Annotated in this window: 14 protein-coding genes; 5 read left to right on the top strand and 9 right to left on the bottom strand. The window is 64.7% G+C overall.

Annotation, left to right across the window (positions count from 1 at the left end):
• Positions 1-5: 5 nt before the first annotated feature.
• The 7 genes from WN73_RS10405 to WN73_RS10375 form a co-directional block, all read right to left on the bottom strand.
• The gene (locus WN73_RS10405; protein ID WP_271552623.1) at positions 6-1,232 is read right to left on the bottom strand and encodes an ABC transporter substrate-binding protein; all 1,227 of its coding nucleotides are present in this window, start codon (positions 1,230-1,232) and stop codon (positions 6-8) included.
• A 121-nt stretch (positions 1,233-1,353) separates the two neighbouring features.
• The gene (locus tag WN73_RS10400) at positions 1,354-2,583 is read right to left on the bottom strand and encodes an ABC transporter substrate-binding protein (protein ID WP_271552621.1); all 1,230 of its coding nucleotides are present in this window, start codon (positions 2,581-2,583) and stop codon (positions 1,354-1,356) included.
• 25 nt (positions 2,584-2,608) lie between these two features.
• Positions 2,609-3,628, bottom strand: coding sequence for a branched-chain amino acid ABC transporter permease (locus tag WN73_RS10395; protein WP_011090550.1), 1,020 nt, complete (start codon positions 3,626-3,628; stop codon positions 2,609-2,611).
• Positions 3,629-3,630: 2 nt separating this feature from the next.
• Positions 3,631-4,509: a branched-chain amino acid ABC transporter permease gene (locus WN73_RS10390; protein WP_011090549.1), complete on the bottom strand. Its 879-nt coding sequence runs from the start codon at positions 4,507-4,509 to the stop codon at positions 3,631-3,633.
• Between the two features lie 12 nt (positions 4,510-4,521).
• Positions 4,522-5,235 (bottom strand): ABC transporter ATP-binding protein, encoded by a 714-nt coding sequence (locus WN73_RS10385; protein WP_011090548.1) that lies wholly within the window; start codon positions 5,233-5,235, stop codon positions 4,522-4,524.
• On the bottom strand, positions 5,232-6,029 hold the full coding sequence (locus WN73_RS10380; RefSeq protein ID WP_011090547.1) for an ABC transporter ATP-binding protein: 798 nt from the start codon (positions 6,027-6,029) through the stop codon (positions 5,232-5,234). The genes WN73_RS10385 and WN73_RS10380 overlap by 4 nt, the downstream gene beginning before the upstream one ends.
• Before the next feature lie 66 nt (positions 6,030-6,095).
• Entirely contained in the window at positions 6,096-6,962 is an 867-nt protein-coding gene (locus WN73_RS10375) for an IclR family transcriptional regulator (RefSeq protein WP_028173799.1), read from the bottom strand.
• A gap of 130 nt (positions 6,963-7,092) precedes the next feature.
• Here WN73_RS10375 and WN73_RS10370 point away from each other — a divergent pair, with 130 nt between their 5' ends.
• The 5 genes from WN73_RS10370 to pimD all read left to right on the top strand — a co-directional run bounded on the left by WN73_RS10370 (position 7,093) and on the right by pimD (position 14,808).
• Positions 7,093-9,189, top strand: a complete 2,097-nt coding sequence (locus WN73_RS10370; protein ID WP_271552619.1) for a 3-hydroxyacyl-CoA dehydrogenase NAD-binding domain-containing protein — start codon at positions 7,093-7,095, stop codon at positions 9,187-9,189.
• Positions 9,190-9,334: 145 nt separating this feature from the next.
• The gene (pimA, locus tag WN73_RS10365) at positions 9,335-11,017 is read left to right on the top strand and encodes a dicarboxylate--CoA ligase PimA (RefSeq protein ID WP_028173801.1); all 1,683 of its coding nucleotides are present in this window, start codon (positions 9,335-9,337) and stop codon (positions 11,015-11,017) included.
• On the top strand, positions 11,014-12,201 hold the full coding sequence (locus WN73_RS10360; RefSeq protein ID WP_028173802.1) for an acetyl-CoA C-acyltransferase: 1,188 nt from the start codon (positions 11,014-11,016) through the stop codon (positions 12,199-12,201). Before pimA ends, WN73_RS10360 begins: the two co-directional genes overlap by 4 nt.
• Positions 12,202-12,343: 142 nt before the next feature.
• Entirely contained in the window at positions 12,344-13,534 is a 1,191-nt protein-coding gene (gene pimC, locus WN73_RS10355) for a pimeloyl-CoA dehydrogenase large subunit (protein ID WP_028173803.1), read from the top strand.
• A gap of 131 nt (positions 13,535-13,665) precedes the next feature.
• Positions 13,666-14,808 (top strand): pimeloyl-CoA dehydrogenase small subunit, encoded by a 1,143-nt coding sequence (gene pimD, locus WN73_RS10350; protein ID WP_028173804.1) that lies wholly within the window; start codon positions 13,666-13,668, stop codon positions 14,806-14,808.
• Between the two features lie 320 nt (positions 14,809-15,128).
• On the opposite strand, the gene WN73_RS10345 is transcribed toward pimD, so the two are convergent.
• Together WN73_RS10345 and WN73_RS10340 are read right to left on the bottom strand one after the other, a co-directional pair.
• Positions 15,129-16,220, bottom strand: a complete 1,092-nt coding sequence (locus WN73_RS10345; RefSeq protein ID WP_028173805.1) for a TRAP transporter substrate-binding protein — start codon at positions 16,218-16,220, stop codon at positions 15,129-15,131.
• Between the two features lie 297 nt (positions 16,221-16,517).
• Entirely contained in the window at positions 16,518-17,831 is a 1,314-nt protein-coding gene (locus WN73_RS10340; protein ID WP_028173806.1) for an NAD(P)H-dependent oxidoreductase, read from the bottom strand.
• Positions 17,832-17,998 lie beyond the last annotated feature (167 nt).

Genomic DNA, 17,998 nt, shown 5'->3' with positions numbered 1-17,998 from the left:
CTGGCTCAGTGGCCCGTATCGCTCGAGATGATGTCGCCGAACAGCTCCCATTTCTTGCCCTTGAACCGCATCATCTGGAGCTGTTCAATCGGGGCGAAATTGTCCGGCGCGGTGTTGATCCTGATGCCGGGCAGCAGCGTGTCCGGCTCGAAATCCTTCAAGGAAGCGGCCTGCTTCATGACGTTCTCGCGGGTGAGGTCGTCGCCGCACATGTGCAGCACCTTCACCATGGTCTGGGCGGCGGCATAGCCGAACACCACGCCGGCATCGAGCTTGTTCGCCTTGGGATCGAATTGCGCGAGGAAGTTATAGAACTTCTTCATGCCCTCATCGGCGTTCCATTGCGGGTCCGAGCCGTCCTTGGTGTAGCTGGCCGAGAGGATGCCTTGCGAGATCTCGATTCCCGCCGGCTCCAGCACGCCGCCGACCGAGGCCGAGACGTTGGAGATGATCTGCATCGGATGCCAGTTGATCTCGGCCGCCTTCTTGATCGCCTGCGCGGCGAATTTCGGCGTGGTGATACTGATGAAGACGTCGGCGCCCGAGGCCTTCAGCTTCACGACGTGTTCGTCGACGGCCGGCTCCGAGGTGTCGTAGGCCTCTTCCACCACGATCATTGACGCCTTGGCCCCCAGGCCGCCCTTCAGCCCCTTCAGATAGTCCTTGCCGAAATCGTCGTTCTGGTAGAGCACTCCGATCTTCGCGTCCGGCTTCTCCTTCATGACGTACTTGGCATAGATGCGCGCCTCGCTCGCGTAGCTCGGCTGCCAGCCCATGGTCCAGGGATATTGCCTGGGATCGTTCCACTTCGAGGCGCCGCTCGCCACGAATAATTGCGGCACCTTTTTCTCGTTCATGTATTTGCGGATCGCGCCGTTGGTCGAGGTGCCGAGCGAGCCGAAGATCAGGAGCACCCCGTCGCTCTCGACCAGCTTGCGCGCCTGCTCCACCGTCTTCGGCGGCGAATAGCCGTCGTCATAGGAGATGAACTTGATCTTGCGGCCGTTGATGCCCCCCTCGGCATTGATCTTGTTGAAATAGGCTTCCTCGGTCTTGCCGATCACGGCATAGGCGGAGGCCGGCCCGCTATAGGGCATGATGTTGCCGATCTTGATCTCGGTATCGGAAGCGCCGCTGTCGTATTTCTTTTGCGCCAGCACCGGGCCAGTCATCGCAGTGCACAACGCGAGTGCGGCTGCGAGGGCCGCAACCTGAAAACGAACGGCAGTCATTGTTCTCCTACCCCGGGCTGGATCAGCGCCGCATTGAACAAGATTGACGCCCGCCGTCAACAAAAAGCCCCCGCGGTCGCCCGCGGGGGCTTCTTTACGGTCGGCCTATTGCGTCAGCGTGTCACTCGGAGGCGACGTCGCCGCTGATGATCTCGCCGAACAGTTCCCACCTCTCGCCCTTGAAGCGCTGCATCTGGAGCTGCGCGATCGGAGCGAAGTCGGTGGCGCTGGTGTTGATCTTGACCCCAGGCAGCAGGGTGTCCGGCGTGAAGTCCTTCAGGCTCGCCGCCTGCTTCATCAGGTTGGCGCGGGTGAGATCGTCACCGCACATTTCCAGCGCCTTGGCCAGGGTCGACGCGGCGCCATAGCCGTAGACCATGCTGGTGTCGGACTTGTCGGCACCCGGCATGTACTTGTCGACGAACTCGTTCCACTTCTTCATGCCGGGGTCGTTGGCCCACTGCGGATCCGTCGAGTCCTTGGCATAGGCCGCCGACAGCACGCCCTGCGCGTTCTCGAAGCCGGCCGGCTTCATCACGCTGCCGACCGAGATCGACACGTTGGTGAGGATCTGGAGCGGCTTCCAGTTGAGCTCGGCGGTCTTCTTGATGGTCTGGGCCGCGAACTTCGGGGTCGCATAGATCAGCAGCACGTCGGGATTGGCGGCCTTGATCTTGACGATGTGACCGTCGATCGACGGCTCGGATACCTCGTAGCTCTCCTCCATGATGATGGTCGAGGCCGCCTTGGCGCCGAGCCCGTCCTTGGTGCCCTTGAGGTAGTCTTTGCCGAAATCGTCGTTCTGGTAGAGGATCGCGACCTTGGCGTCGGGCTTTTCCTTCGTCAGCCATTTCGCGTAGATCTGCGCCTCGCTCTGGTAGGAGGGCTGCCAGCCCATGGTCCAGGGGAAGTTCTTCGGGTCGTTCCACTTGGTGGCGCCGGTGGCGACGAACAGCTGCGGGATCTTCTTGGCGTTCAGGTATTTCTGGATCGCGCTGTTCGAGGGCGTGCCGAGCGGGTTGAACACGGCCAGCACCTCGTCGCTCTCGACCAGCTTGCGGACCTGCTCCACGGCCTTCGGCGGCGAATAGCCGTCGTCATAGGTGACGAAGTTGATCTTGCGGCCGTTGATGCCGCCCTTGTCGTTGATCATCTTGAAATAGGCTTCTTCGGTCTTGCCGATGATGCCATAGGCCGACGCCGGACCGCTGTACGGCATGATGTTGCCGATCTTGATCTCGGTATCGGACGCGCCGGTGTCGTATTTCTTCTGAGCAAGTGCTGCGCCGGAGCTGAGGGTCGCGACCGCCGTTACGAGCGCGGTGGTTCGCAATATTCTTCCAAGAAACAATTTGGTCTCCTTCCTTAAGAGGGTTTCAGTTCTTTCTGAGCCTTCCGGCGAGTTGCTGGCCCAGGATTGCGATTTGCCTTGCGCCATGCGGCACGAGGTAGATGACGGCGAACAGGAGCACGCCGAACACGGCGCCGGAGAGGCCCTTGGAGATGCCTTCCGCGATGTTCGGCACGAAGATGATGAAGGCGGCGCCGACGATCGAGCCGGGCAGCCAGCCGACGCCGCCGACGACCATGCCGAGGAACAGCGAGATCGCGAGCGTGATGGTGTAGCTGTCGGGCGCCACGAACTGCACCGCGATGGCGCCGAGCGAGCCGGCGATACCGGTGATGGCCGCGGAGACGCCGAAGGCCAGGGTCTTGTACAGCGCGACGTCCACGCCCATGGCGGAGGCCGCGATCTCGTTGTCGCGGATCGCCATGAAGGCGCGGCCCGAACGGGAGCGCAGCAGGTTCACCGAGAAGATGTAGATCGCGATCACGACGACCAGCGTGAAGTAGTACAGCCACATGTCCTGCGACATCGGCAGGCCGAACGGCGCGTCGGGCTTGGTGACGACGAGGCCCTGCACGCCGCCGGTCCAGTGCTCGAGGAAGTTCAGCTTCAGAAGCTGCGGCATGGCGGTGGCGAGCGCGAAGGTCGCGAGCGCCAGATAGACGCCGGAGAGCCGCAGCGCCGGCTGTCCGAACAGGAAGCCGAAGCCGAAGCAGACCACGCCGGCGACCGGCAGCGTCAGCGCATAGTTGATGTTGAAGTGCTCCATCAGCACCGCCGTCGTATAGGCGCCGACGGCGTAGAAGGCGCTCTGGCCGAGCGAGAACTGGCCCGAGCCGCCGGTCAGGATGTTCAGCGCGAGCACCGCGAGCCCGTAGATCAGGAGCATCGTCATCTGGAAGATGATGAAGTTCTTGACGAAGACGGGTGCGATCAGCAGCGCAGCCAGCACCACCAGCGAGGTGCCGGTGCCCAGCGTCATGGCGCGCTTCGGAACGGCCTCGACCGCCTGATGGCCTTCGGCGACGACTTCTTCTGCTGCGCTCATGATCAAACTCGCTTGACGATGTGCCGGCCGAACAGACCAGCGGGTTTGACGACCAGGACGGAGATGATCAGCGCGAGCGCGATCGGGAGTTTCAGCTCGTTGCCGACGCCGGGGATGTAGGTGCCGGCGAGGTTCTCGAAGATGCCGACCAGGAAGCCGCCGACCACGGCGCCGAACGGGCTGGTCAGTCCGCCCAGCACCGCGGCGGCAAAGCCGTAGATCAGCACGCCGCCCATCATGTTGGGCTCGAGGAACACCACGGGCGCGATCAGCATGCCGGCGATCGAGCCGATCGCGGACGCCATGCCCCAGCCGAGCGCGATCATCCAGCTCGTGTTGATGCCTACGAGGCGCGCCGATTCAGGCACCGAGGCGGCCGCGCGCATGGCAAGGCCGATCCGCGTGTACTGGAAGAAGAAATACAGGCCGAGCAGCAGCAGCACGGTGACGCCGATCATGCCGGCCTGGTGGGTCGAGATCAGCTGGCTGCCGAGGAACGGCGAAGAGCCGAACGGGGTCGGATATTGCTTGATGGTGAAGTCCCAGATCAGGCCGGCCGAGGAGTTGATGATCGCGAACAGCGCGATGAAGCCGGCGACGTTGGTCAGCACGGGCGCCTTCGCCAGCGGCTTGAACAGGATGCGCTCGATCGCGATGCCGCCGACGAAGGAGAGCGCCAGCGTGATGACGAAAGCGGCCCAGTAGGGGATGCCCCACTGCATCAGCTGCCAGGAGATGAAGGTCGAGAACATCGCCATCTCGCCCTGCGCGAAGTTGAGATGGTCGATGGCCTGGTAGATCATGACCACGGCGAGCGCCATGCAGGCATAGATCGCGCCCGTGGCGATGCCGGCCAGCACTTGATTGGTGAAAAGCTCCATCGTGCCGGCTCCTCAGTAACCCAGATAGGATTTGCGGATTTCTTCGTTGTTCGCGATGTCCTTGGCGTTGCCCGACATCACGATGCGGCCGGTCTCGATCACGTAGGCCTGGTCGGCGAGCTCGAGCGCGAGCTGGGCGTTCTGCTCGACCACCAGGATCGACACCTTGTCCTCGCGGTTGATCTTGCCGAGGATGCCGAACAGGTCGCGCACGACGAGAGGGGCGAGGCCGAAGGACGGCTCGTCCAGCAGCATCAGGCGCGGCCGCAGCATCAGGGCGCGGGCGACCGCGAGCATCTGCTGCTCGCCGCCCGAGAGGGTGCCGGCCTGCTGGGTGTGGCGCTGCTTGAGCACCGGGAAATGCGCATACATGCGCTCGATGTCGGAGACGATGCCGGCGCCGTCCTTGCGGGTGATCGCTCCCAGCTGGAGGTTCTCCTCCACCGTCATGTTGGTGAAGGTGCCGCGGCCTTGCGGCACATGGGCGATGCCGAACCGCACGATGCTCTCGGTGGAGCGGTTGTTGAGCGGCTTGCCGTCGAACTCGATTCCGCCGGTCGAGCGCACCATGTTGCAGATCGCGCGCAACGTGGTGGTCTTGCCGGCGCCGTTGGCGCCCAGCAGCGTCGTCAGCGAGCCCTCGTTGAGCGAGAAGGACAGGCCATGGAGCGCCTGGACCTGGCCGTAATAGGCGCGCAGGTCCTTGACGTTGAGCAGTGTCGTCATTGGTCCTTGCTCCCGAGATAGGCCTTGATGACGTCGGGGTCCGCCTGCACCTGGGCGGGGGTGCCTTCCGCGAGCTTCTTGCCGAAATTGAGCGCGACGACGTGGTCGGCGATCGACATCACGAGGCCCATGTGATGCTCGACCAGCAGCACGGTCATGTGGCGGTCGTCGCGGATGCGGCGGATGAGGTCGCCAAGCACGTAGACTTCCTCGTGATTGAGGCCGCCGGCCGGCTCGTCGAGCAGCAGGATCTTCGGATCGGCCGCCAGTGCGCGCGCCAGCTCGACGCGCTTCTGCGTGCCGAAGGGCAGGCCGGACACGACGGTGTGCGCGACCTCCTCGAGGTCGAGATAGGCGAGGATCTCGTACACCTTCTTGTTCACGTCGTTCTCGCTGCGCCGGACCCAGGCCAGTCTCAGGGAGTCGCTGATGATGTCGCTGGAGGTCTTCGAATGGGCGCCGACGCGGACGTTGTCCATCACCGAGAGGTTCGGAAACAGCGCCACGTTCTGGAAGGTGCGGCCGATGCCGATCTCGGCGATCCGGTGCGGCGGCCGCGACAGGATGCTCGCGCCCTCCATCAGGATGTCGCCGGACGACGGCTGGTAGAGCCGCGAGAGGCAGTTGAAGAGCGTCGTCTTGCCGGCGCCGTTGGGGCCGATCAATCCGAGGATCTGGCCCTTGTGCATGTCGAAGGACACACCGTTGAGCGCGATGATGCCGCCGAACACGACGCTGACGTCGCGAACCGCGAGCAGGGGCGATGTCCCCTGCGCGAGCTGTGCCTGCGTCATCTCGTCTCGCCCACAAATTTCAGTGGGCGACGGGGCGATGCGAACCGCTCCCGATCATGACAAAGGCTATCTGAACCCCTCGGCCACACGCGCAACTTTTCCTCCTGATTTCAGCTTTTTGCTGACTTCTTTTTTGGAATGCGGCATCAGACCCCCGAGTGCCGCTTCGATGTTCCTTACCATCGCTAAGAGACGCGGTCCAATGTCGTTGATCAAACGCTCTTCCGTGAAGCGGAATGCGGGCGCGCCGCAATTGAATGCGTAAGGTCCGGTTCCATCGTTGAGCTTGAGCGCGACGCCGGCGGCGCCGATGTCGTCGTGCCAGTCGCCGACGGAAATCGCAAAGCCGTATTTCGCGACGGTCTCGCCGGAACGTTCGAGGCCATCGCGCATCTTCGGCCAGCGGCTGCCGTAATGCTCGCGCAGGACGCGCGACAGCTCGGCGCGATCTTCGTCAGCCAGCGCCCAGAAATAGGCGCGGCCCATGGCGCTGGTTGCAATCGGCACGCGGGAGCCGACGTCAAGTTGAACGCCGACCGTCTCGCTGCCGCGGCTCTGCCCGAAATAGATCATGCTGTGACGGTCGCGGCCCCCGATCGCGACCGCGCCGCCGGTCGCGCGCATCACTTCCTCGCGAAACGGTTCGGACAAATGCCGAACGCCGAGATTGGATAACGCCGCATAGCCGAGCGCCATCGCGGCCGGCGCGAGCTGGTACTTCTCGAAACGGGGAACCGGCGTCAGATAACCGAGCTTCGTCAACGTGTAGGTCAGGCGCGAAACGGTCGGCTTGGGCAGATTGGTGCGGGCCGCGATCTCCTGGTTGCCGAGAAGTCCGTCGCTGGGTTGGAATGCGCGCAATACATCAAGTCCGCGGGAAAGCGCGACGACGAAATTCCGATCGGTCGCAGTCTTCTTTCCTGTACGCTTCATCCCTGATCTGCTTCTTGCGCGGAGTCGTTGACAACGTCCGTGCTTCAAAATAACCCTGCCGTCAAGATGCGGAATTAAATTCCGCACCGCGAAATCGAACAAAAGTAAATCCCCACCAAGGAGGGAAACCGTGAGCGAAGTGGTCAAGCTTGAGCGTCATGACGAAGTCGGGATCGTCACGGTCGACAGCCCTCCGGTCAATGCGCTGAGTGCCGCAGTCCGCGGTGGCATTTTGGAGTGCATCAAGGCCGCGGTCGCCGATCCGGCGATCAAGGGCATCGTGCTGACCTGCGCCGGCCGCACCTTCATCGCCGGTGCCGATATCACCGAATTCGGCAAGCCGCCGAAGTCGCCCGCCCTCAACGACGTGCTGTCCGAGATCGAGAACTCGCCGAAGCCGGTCGTTGCCGCAATTCACGGCACCGCGCTCGGCGGCGGCCTCGAGGTCGCGCTGGCCTGTCATTTCCGCGTTGCGGTGAAGGAGGCCAAGCTCGGCCTGCCCGAGGTGAAGCTCGGCCTGCTGCCGGGCGCCGGCGGCACCCAGCGCCTGCCGCGCGCGGTCGGCCCCGAACTCGCCGTCAAGATGATCGTCGGCGGCGATCCGATCGGTGCGGCGGAAGCGCTCAAGAACGGCCTGATCGAGGAGATCGTCGAGGGTCCAGCCTCCGGCGGCGAAGCCTTCGTCCGCAAATTGCTGGCCGAGAAGCGTCCGCTGCGCCGCCTGCGCGACGACGATTCCAAGCTCGCGGCCGCCAAGGTCGACCGCTCGATCTTCACCAATGCGGTGGCCGCCATGACCAAGAAGTCGCGCGGGCTGGAGGCGCCGTTCGCGGCCGCCGACGCGGTCGGCTACGCCATCGATTTTCCGTTCGACGAGGGCCTGAAGAAGGAGCGCGAGGGCTTCCTCAAGCTGGTCGCCAGCGACCAGTCCAAGGCGCAGCGCTACGCCTTCTTCGCCGAGCGTGAGGCCGCCAAGATCGCCGGCGTGCCTGAGGGTACCAAGTCGCGCCCCGTCAACCGTGTTGCCATTCTCGGCGCCGGCACCATGGGCGGCGGCATCGCGATGTCGTTTGCCAATGCCGGGGTTCCCGTCACCCTGATCGAGACCGGCGAGGAGCAGCTCAAGCGCGGCCTCGGCATCATGCAGAAGAACTGGGAGGCGACCGCCGCGCGCGGCGGCATCCCGGCGGACGCGCCCGCCAAGCGCATGGCGCTGATCACCGGCGTCGTCGGCATCGAGAATGTCGGCGATGCCGACCTCGTCATCGAGGCCGTGTTCGAGACCATGGCGGTCAAGAAGGAAGTGTTCGGCAAGCTCGACCAGTTTGCGAAGCCCGGCGCCGTGCTCGCCTCCAACACCTCGTATCTCAACATCGACGAGATCGCGAAGTCGACCAAGCGTCCGCAGGACGTGCTCGGCATGCACTTCTTCTCGCCGGCCAACGTCATGAAGCTGTGCGAGATCGTCCGCGCCGACAAGACCGCGCCGGATGCGCTGGTGACCGCCGTCACCATCGCGCGCAAGATCGCGAAGGTGCCGGCCGTGGTCGGCGTCTGCGACGGCTTCGTCGGCAACCGCATGCTGGCACAGCGCGGCAAGCAGTCCGAGAAGCTGCTGTTCGAAGGCGCCTTGCCGCAGCAGGTCGACGCGGTCGTCACCAAGTTCGGCATGCCGATGGGGCCGTTCGCGATGGGCGATCTCGCCGGCCTCGACATCGGCTGGCGCTCGCGGAAAGACCGCGGCATCAAGTCCGAGATCGCGGACGCGCTCTGCGAAGCCGGACGCTTCGGCCAGAAGACCGGCAAGGGCTACTACAAGTACGAAGCCGGCTCCCGCTCGGCGCTGCCCGACCCTGAGGTCGAGAAGCTGATCGACGAGACGCTTGCCCGCCTCGGCCGCAAGAAGCGCGCCGTCAGCGACGAGGAGATCCTCGAGCGCATGATGTATCCGATGATCAACGAGGGCGCAAAGATCCTCGAGGAAGGCATCGCGGCGCGCCCCTCCGACATCGACGTGGTCTGGCTCTATGGCTATGGCTGGCCGATCTATCGCGGCGGCCCGATGTTCTGGGCCGACACCGTCGGCCTCAAGCACATCGCCGATCGCCTGTCGTTCTACGCCAAGGAGACCAACGACCCCAGCCTCGAGCCCGCGCCGCTGCTGAAGAAGCTCGCGGCGGAGGGCAAGACCTTCGCCTCGCTGGCGGCGGCGTCGAAGGCGGCGTGATGGCCGCTGGCTATCCTCTCGTCATTCCGGGATGGCCCGAAGGGCCAGACCCGGAATCCATTTCGCCTTCGAGTATGCTGCTCGATGGATTCCGGGTTCGCGACTTTGTCGCGCCCCGGAATGACCACTGAGTGTGATGTAGTAAATGACCCATCCCGGCGAACAGTTTTATCCCGAGGGCGTGCGTTGGGACGACACCATCGTCCAGGGCACGCTCCCCGACCTGCTGTCGAAAGCCGCCGCCGATTACGGCCCGCGCACCGCGCTGGAATTTCGCGAACGTCCGATCACCTACACCGAGCTCGCCGCGATGGCCGAGCGTGCCGCGGCGGCGTTCCTCCGCGCCGGCTGCGGCAAGAACGCCTCCGTCGCGCTGTTCCTCGGCAACACGCCCGATCACCCCGTCAATTTCTTCGGCGCGCTGAAGGCCGGCGCCCGCGTTGCCCATCTGTCGCCGCTCGACGGCGAGATCGCGCTGACCCACAAGGTGTCCGACTCCGGCTCGCGCCTGCTCGTCACCTCCAACCTCGCCGCGCTGCTGCCGACGGCGCTGAAATTTTTGGAGAAGGGCCTGATCGATCGCCTCGTCGTCTGCGAGGACGATAATTGGGGCAAGGTCGGCACGCCCCAGGCCGCGATCCCCCCTGATCCCCGCATCGTCACCTTCAAGACCTTCGTCGAAGACGCCGCCGCGCCGGCAGAGTGGCCAAAAGTCACGGCCGGCGACGTTGCCCTGCTGCAATATACCGGCGGCACCACCGGCCTGCCCAAGGGCGCGATGCTCACGCACGGTAATCTGACGTCGGCGGTGTCGATCTACGACGTCTGGGGCAAGTCATCGCGCGCGAGCCGCGGTGACGTCGTCGAGCGCGTGATCTGCGTGCTGCCGCTGTTCCACATCTACGCGCTCACCGTCGTGCTGTTGTCCTCGCTCCGCCGCGGCAATCTGATCTCGATCCACCAGCGCTTCGACGTCGAAGCTGTCATGCGCGACATCGAGGTCAAGCGCGCCACCTATTTCCCGGGCGTGCCGACGATGTGGATCGCGATCGCAGCGCTGCCCGATCTGGACAAGCGCGATTTCTCCTCGCTTGCGACGATCGGCTCCGGCGGCGCGCCGCTGCCGGTGGAGATCGCGAACTTTTTCGAGCGCAAGGTCGGCAAGAAGCTGCGCAGCGGCTGGGGCATGACCGAGACCTGCTCGCCCGGCACCGGCCATCCGCCCACGGGCCCCGACAAGCCCGGCTCGATCGGGCTGATGCTGCCCGGCATCGAGCTCGACGTCGTGTCGCTGGACGATCCGACAAAAGTGCTGCCGCCGGGCGAGGTCGGCGAGATCCGCATCAAGGGCCCGAACGTCACCAGGGGCTATTGGAACAAGCCCGAGGGATCCGCGGAGGCTTTCATCGACGGCCGCTTCCTCACCGGCGACATCGGCTATGTCGATACCGACGGCTATTTCTTCCTGGTCGACCGCAAGAAGGACATGATCATCTCCGGCGGCTTCAACGTCTATCCGCAGATGATCGAGCAGGCGATCTACACCCTTCCCGGCGTGCACGAGGTGATCGTGCTCGGCATCCCCGACCAGTATCGCGGCGAGGCCGCCAAGGCCTTCATCAAGCTCAAATCCGGCGCAAAACCGTTCTCGCTCGACGAGCTGCGCGCGCAGCTTGCCGGCAAGGTCGGCAAGCACGAAATGCCTGTAGAGGTCGAGTTCGTCGACGATCTGCCGCGCACGCCGGTCGGAAAACTGTCGCGTCACGAATTGCGCCAGCAGCAGAAACCGTCACAATCCACCCAACTTGCATCAGGAGGTCGTTCTTGACCGACGCCGTCATCGTTTCCACCGCCCGCACGCCGATCGGCAAGGCCTATCGCGGCATGCTCAACGCCACCGAGGGCGCCACGCTGCTCGGCCACGCCATCGGCGAAGCCGTTGCCCGCGCCAAGGTCGATCCGAAGGAGGTCGAGGACGTGGTGATGGGCGCCGCCCTCCAGCAGGGCGCGACCGGTGGCAACATCGCACGCAAGGCGCTGCTCCGCGCCGGCCTGCCCGTCACGGTCGCCGGCACCACCATCGACCGGCAGTGCGCCTCGGGCCTCCAGGCCATCGCGCTCGCCGCGCGCTCGGTGATCTTCGACGGCGTCGAGATCGCGGTCGGCGGCGGCGGCGAGTCGATCAGCCTCGTGCAGAACGACAAGATGAACGGCTTCCACGCCCAGGACCCGGCGCTGCTCAAGATCAAGGGCGAGGTCTACATGCCCATGATCGACACGGCCGAAATCGTCGCCAAGCGCTACGGCATCTCGCGCGAGAAGCAGGACGAATATTCGCTGGAGAGCCAGCGCCGCACCGCGGCCGCGCAGCAGGGCGGCAAGTTCAAGGACGAGCTCGCGCCGATCACCACGCAGATGGCGGTCACCGACAAGGCGACCGGCGCGGTCTCGTTCAAGGAGGTGACCTTGTCGCAGGACGAAGGCCCGCGCCCCGAGACCACGGCTGAAGGTCTCGCCGGCCTCAAGCCCGTGCGCGGCGAAGGCTTTTCCGTCACCGCCGGCAACGCCAGCCAGCTCTCGGATGGCGCCAGCGCCACCGTCATCATGAGCGACAAGGAGGCCGCTAAGCGCGGCCTCAAGCCGCTCGGCATCTTCCGCGGCTTCGTCTCCGCCGGCTGCGAGCCGGACGAGATGGGCATCGGCCCGGTCTTCGCCGTGCCGCGCCTGCTCAAGCGCCACGGCCTCACCGTCGACGACATCGGCCTCTGGGAGCTCAACGAAGCCTTCGCGGTGCAGGTGCTGTATTGCCGCGACAAGCTCGGCATCGACCCCGAGAAGATCAACGTCAATGGCGGTGCGATCGCGGTCGGCCATCCCTACGGCATGTCCGGCGCGCGCCTGACCGGCCACGCCCTGATCGAAGGCCGCCGCCGCAAGGCCAAGTACGCGGTCGTCACCATGTGCGTCGGCGGCGGCATGGGCGCGGCCGGGTTGTTCGAGGTGTTGCAGTAATTTTCTGTCGTCCTGGCGAAAGCCAGGACCCATACTCCGCAGCAGGAGTTTGGCGGACAGACAGCAGTTGCCTTCGCAAAACGAAGGTCGGTGGTAATGGGTCCTGGCTTTCGCCAGGACGACGGGGAAACAGGAGGATCCGATGGATCTCGCATTCACGAAAGAAGAGCAGGCGTTTCGCGAGGAAGTGCGGTCATTCTTCCGCGACAATGTGCCGCCGGATACGCGGCGCAAGCTGGTCGAGGGCCGCCACCTCTCGAAGGACGAGATGGTGACGTGGTGGCGCATCCTCAACAAGAAGGGCTGGGGCGTCAGCCACTGGCCGAAGCAATATGGCGGCACGGGGTGGACGTCCGTGCAGCACTACATCTTCAACGAGGAGCTGCAGTCCTATCCGGCGCCGCAGCCGCTCGCCTTCGGCGTCAGCATGGTCGGCCCCGTCATCTACACCTTCGGCAACGAGGAGCAGAAGAAGAAGTACCTGCCGCGCATCGCCAGCGTTGACGATTGGTGGTGCCAGGGCTTCTCCGAGCCCGGCTCCGGCTCTGATCTCGCCTCGCTGAAGACGAAGGCCGAGCGCAAGGGCGACAAGTGGATCATCAACGGCCAGAAGACCTGGACGACGCTGGCCCAGCACGCCGACATGATCTTCTGTCTCTGCCGCACCGACGCGACCGCCAAGAAGCAGATGGGCATCTCCTTCATCGTGTTCTCGATGAAGTCGAAGGGCGTCACCGTGCGCCCGATCCAGACCATCGACGGCGGCGTCGAGGTCAACGAGGTGTTCTTCGACGACGTCGAGGTGCCCTACGAGAACCTGATCGGCGAGGAGAACAAGGGCTGGGATTACGCAAAATTCCTGCTCGGCAATGAGCGCACCGGCATCGCGCGCGTCGGCGTCTCCAAGGAGCGGCTGCGCCGCATCCGCGATCTCGCTTCCAAGGTCGAATCCGGCGGCAAGCCGATCATCCAGGACGCCGCCTTCCGCGAGAAGCTGGCGGCCTGCGAGATCGAGCTGAAGGCGCTCGAGCTGACGCAGCTCCGCGTCGTCGCCGACGAGGGCAAGCACGGCAAGGGCAAGCCCAATCCGGCCTCCTCGGTGCTGAAGATCAAGGGCTCCGAGATCCAGCAGACCACCACCGAGCTGCTCATGGAAGTGATCGGCCCGTTCGCCGCGCCCTACGACGTGCACGGCGACGACGGCTCCAACGAAGCCATGGAGTGGACCGCCCAGATCGCGCCGAGCTACTTCAACAACCGCAAGGTCTCGATCTACGGCGGCTCCAACGAGATCCAGCGCAACATCATCGCCAAGGCGGTGCTGGGGCTCTAAACGTCATTCCGGGGCGCGCGCCAGCGCGAACCCGGAATCTCGCGCCACAATCTCTGGATTCCGGGTCCCCGCGCTATCGCGCGTGTCCCGGAATGACGAAGCAAAAATTCCGGGTACGAGGAACCAAAGAAATGGATTTTGATCTGTCCGAGGAGCAGCGGCTTCTCAAGGAAAGCATCGACGGCCTGCTGACCGATTCCTACGATTTCGAGAGCCGCAAGAAGTACATGAAGGAGAAGGGCGGCTGGAGCCAGGCCGTCTGGGGCAAGCTCGCGGAGCAGGGCCTGCTCGGCCTGCCGTTCGCGGAGGCCGATGGCGGCTTCGGCGGCGGCGGCGTCGAGACCATGATCGTGATGGAAGCGCTCGGCAAGGCGCTGGTGCTCGAGCCCTATCTCGCAACCGTCGTGATCGGCGGCGGCTTCCTGCGTCACGCCGGCTCGGATGCGCAGAAGGCTGCGCATGTGCCCGTGATCATCGACGGCAGCAAGACGCTTGCGTTTGCCCAGCTCGAGAAGAACTCGCGCTACGATCTGTTCGACGTCTCGACGACCGCGAAGAAGAAGGCCGACGGCTGGATCATCGACGGCGAAAAGTTCGTCGTGCTCAACGGCGAGAACGCCGCCACGCTTCTCGTGACCGCCCGCACCAAGGGTGACCGCCGCGACAAGACCGGGATCGGCGTGTTCCTGGTCCCGGCGAATGCCAAGGGCGTGACGAAGAAATCGTACCCGACCCAGGACGGCCTGCACGCCGCCGACATCACCTTCACCGGTGTCGAGGTGGGCGCGGATGCCGCGATCGGCAATCCCGAGGATTCGCTCTCGCTGATCGAACGCGTCGTTGACGAAGCTCGCGTCGCGCTTTGCGCCGAGGCGGTCGGCCTGATGGACGAGTCGCTCAAGACCACGGTCGAGTACATCAAGACGCGCAAGCAGTTCGGCGTCGCGATCGGCTCGTTCCAGTCGCTCCAGCACCGCGCGTCCGACATGTTCGTCGCCGCCGAGCAGGCACGCTCGATGTCGATGTTCGCAACCATGGCGAACGACTTCGAGAACGCCAAAGAGCGCTCCAACGCGATCGCCGCGGCCAAGGTGCAGATCGGCAAGTCGCTGAAATTCGTCGGCCAGCAGTCGATCCAGCTCCACGGCGGCATCGGCATGACCATGGAGGCGAAGATCGGCCACTACTTCAAGCGCCTGACGATGATCGAGAACACCTTCGGCGACACCGACTATCACCAGCGCCGCGTCGCGGATGCGGGCGGGTTGGTCTAGCGCGCGACGAGATAGGCTTGATTGCTGCAACGACGGAGGTGCACTCCCTCTCCCGCTTGCGGGAGAGGGGCGGGGAGAGGGTGTTTCCGCAATGGGACAATCCCCAAGAGGAGAAAGCCCTCACCCGGCGCTTCGCGCCGACCTCTCCCGCAAGCGGGAGAGGTAAGCGAGCCGCAGCGATCGATTTAACCTAAAGCCATTCCGCTCTAGCCGCACGACGGCTATCATCCCTCCCCGCGCAAGCGGAAAGACCAAAGCGAAAGCCCCGGAGACATCTCCGGGGCTTTCGTCGTTCCTGACGTCGTTCGCCGTTCGGCGCCTCACGTCCGCGTGCGCATCCGCATCATGAAGCTGTCGTAGCTGAGCTCGGCGACCTGCATCCAGGCGAGCGATTCGTTCCGGAATGCGGACAGGCTCGTGTACATCTTGGCGAAGTGCGGGTTGGTCTTGGAGAGATCCGCGTAGATCTCGTTCGCGGCGCTGTAGCAGGCCTCCAGCACCTCCTGCGGGAACGGCTTCAGGATCGCGCCGGCCACCAGCAGGCGCTTCAGCGCGGGCGGGTTGACGTAGTCGTATTTCCCGGTGACCCACGTGAAGGTATCGCGTGAGGCGATCTCGATCGCGGCCTGGTAGTGCTTGGGCAGCGCGTTCCACTTGTCGAGATTCATGATGTTGTGGCCCTGGCCGGTGCCTTCCCACCAGCCCGGATAGTAGTAGAATTTCGCGACCTTGACGAAGCCGAGCTTCTCGTCGTCATAGGGCCCGACCCATTCGGCCGCGTCGATCGTTCCCTTCTCCAGCGCCGGATAGATGTCGCCGCCCGCGATCTGTTGCGGCACGCCGCCGACCTTGGCGATGATCGTGCCGGCGAAGCCGCCGACGCGGAATTTCAATCCCTTGAAATCCTCCATCGACTTGATCTCCTTCCGGAACCATCCGCCCATCTGGGCGCCGGTCGAGCCGGTTGGAATGCCGACCGTATTGTATTCCTTCAGGAGGCCGTTGAGCAACTCGGTGCCGCCGCCGAACAGCAGCCAGGAAATATGCGCGCGCGTGTTCAGCCCGAACGGCAGCGACGTGCCGAAGGTGAAGGCGGGATTCTTGCCCCAATAGTAATACAACGCCGTGTTGCCCATCTCGACGGTGCCGTTCGACACGGCGTCGAGCACCTGCAGGCCCGGGACGATCTCGCCGGCTGCGAACGGTTGGATCTGGAATTTGTTGTCGGTGACTTCGGCGACGCGCTTGCAGAAATATTCACAGCCGCCATAGAGCGTGTCGAGCGCCTTGGGCCAGCTCGCGGCGAGCCGCCATTTCACCTCCGGCGCCGACTGAGCGATCGCCGGTGCGGCAACGGCCGTGCTTGCCGCTAGCCCAGCGCCTGTCACTTTCAAGAAATCACGACGTTTCATGCGTAGCCCTCCATTGCGCCGATTCCTCGACAAGGGGAACGATCTTCTGTCGTCCTTGCTTCGCCGATAACCGACGGGGTGTTGTGACGATGTGGGTGTTTCCGCTGGCCCTTGAGGGCTCTTTGTGGATCCCGTGCGTTGCGGTTCCGCTAGCGAGGATGACCGGGAGGCTCGCGAGAATCAAGCCTCGTGCCGCCCTCGCAAGTGCGAACGCCGGCGAAGCAGGCGGCCTATGCCTCTCCCGCGAGCGGGAGAGATGAGGGAGCTAGCGGCGCAAGTCCTTCAATCCAACACGCCTTAACCCTCTTTCGCGAACGCCGCTTCCATCGCCTTTCGCGTCCTGATCGTCTCGTTGCCGGCGTCGAACTCGACGTCGTCCCAGCGCACCACCGTGCCATGCGCAACGTCATGTTTCAGCTTCACGCGATGGGCGAGCCCGATCGGCAGCGCGCCGGCCTTGAGGCTCGCGGCCGCCGGCACCAGCTTGCCCCACACAGTGTAGCCGCCTTCGCCGTCGAGCATTTCGCCGGCGCGCAACGCCCGCTTGGCCACCGCTGCGACGTCGCCGCGGAAGCCGTGGGGCTGGCCGGTCGGCTCACCCCGCAACGCGGCCGACAGCACCGAGATGTTCAGCTCGAGCCCGATCAGGTGATAGGGCTTGTACATCGCAGCAAAGCGTCCGCTGGAATCGGTCTTGAGGCCGTACTGCTTGAAGCAGTCGGCGGCATAGTCGTTCGGAGCCTCCAGCACGACATAGACGCCCCAGCGCAGGTCGCGAAACACCGGCCGTCCGTCGCGTTCGAGCGAGGAGACGACTTCCACCACGCCGGAGCGCTCCAGCACGCCGCCACGCGATCGCGGCCGCATGATGTGCGGCAGATCGTCGACGCCGCAGGGCGGAAACAGCAGTCCCTCCGCCGGCACGTCGAGGCCGCAGGCATTGGCGATCGCGGCCATCTCGATCGCCGACTTGGTGCCGTCGAGGAAGGAGTTGAACATCTGCGGGTTCATGCCGGCCGACTGTGCTTCGCCGGCGGTCAGGCCGTAATGCTGCCAGACGCCGTCCGGCGTCACGTCGTGATAGGCCGGCAGATATTTCGTACCCTTGCCGGCGGCGACGACGCGAAAGCCGGTGGCGCGGGCCCAGTCGACCATCTCCGCCGTCAATGCCGGCTGGTCGCCATAGGCGAGCGAATAGACCACGCCCGCCTTGCGCGCCTCCTCGGCGAGCAGCGGGCCCGCCAGCACGTCGGCCTCGACATTGACCATCACGATATGCTTGCCCGCCGCGATCGCCGCGCGCGCGTGCCTGATGCCGACGGCCGGATTGCCGGTCGCTTCCACCACCACGTCCATTGCGCCGCCGGCGATGGCGCGTGCGCCGTCATCGGTGAACACGGTCGCGGCGATGCGCGCCGCATCCCAGCCGACCGTGCGGCAGGCCTCGCGCGCGCGGTCGCGGTCGATGTCGACGATGATGGGCACCTCCAGCCCCGGCGTGTGCGGCACCTGCGCGAGAAACATCGAGCCGAATTTGCCCGCACCGATCAGCGCGACACGGACAGGCTTGCCGGCGGACGCGCGGGCCTGGAGGAGGCGGAAGAGGTTCATGGGAGACATCCAAGAGTGCTATCGCGGTCGGGACGACGCGAACGATCAGGTTCAGTCATTCCGGGCGACGCGACGGGACCGCGCGAAGCGCGCCCCGGGAGCGTCGAGCCCGGAATCCATCGGGCCGCAAAGGACGCGGATAAATGGATTCCGGGCTCGCGACTTCG

The sequence above is a fragment of the Bradyrhizobium sp. CCBAU 45394 genome (genome assembly GCF_028128655.1).
GTDB lineage: Bacteria > Pseudomonadota > Alphaproteobacteria > Rhizobiales > Xanthobacteraceae > Bradyrhizobium > Bradyrhizobium diazoefficiens.
This window is presented reverse-complemented; position numbering and strand designations above follow the sequence as displayed.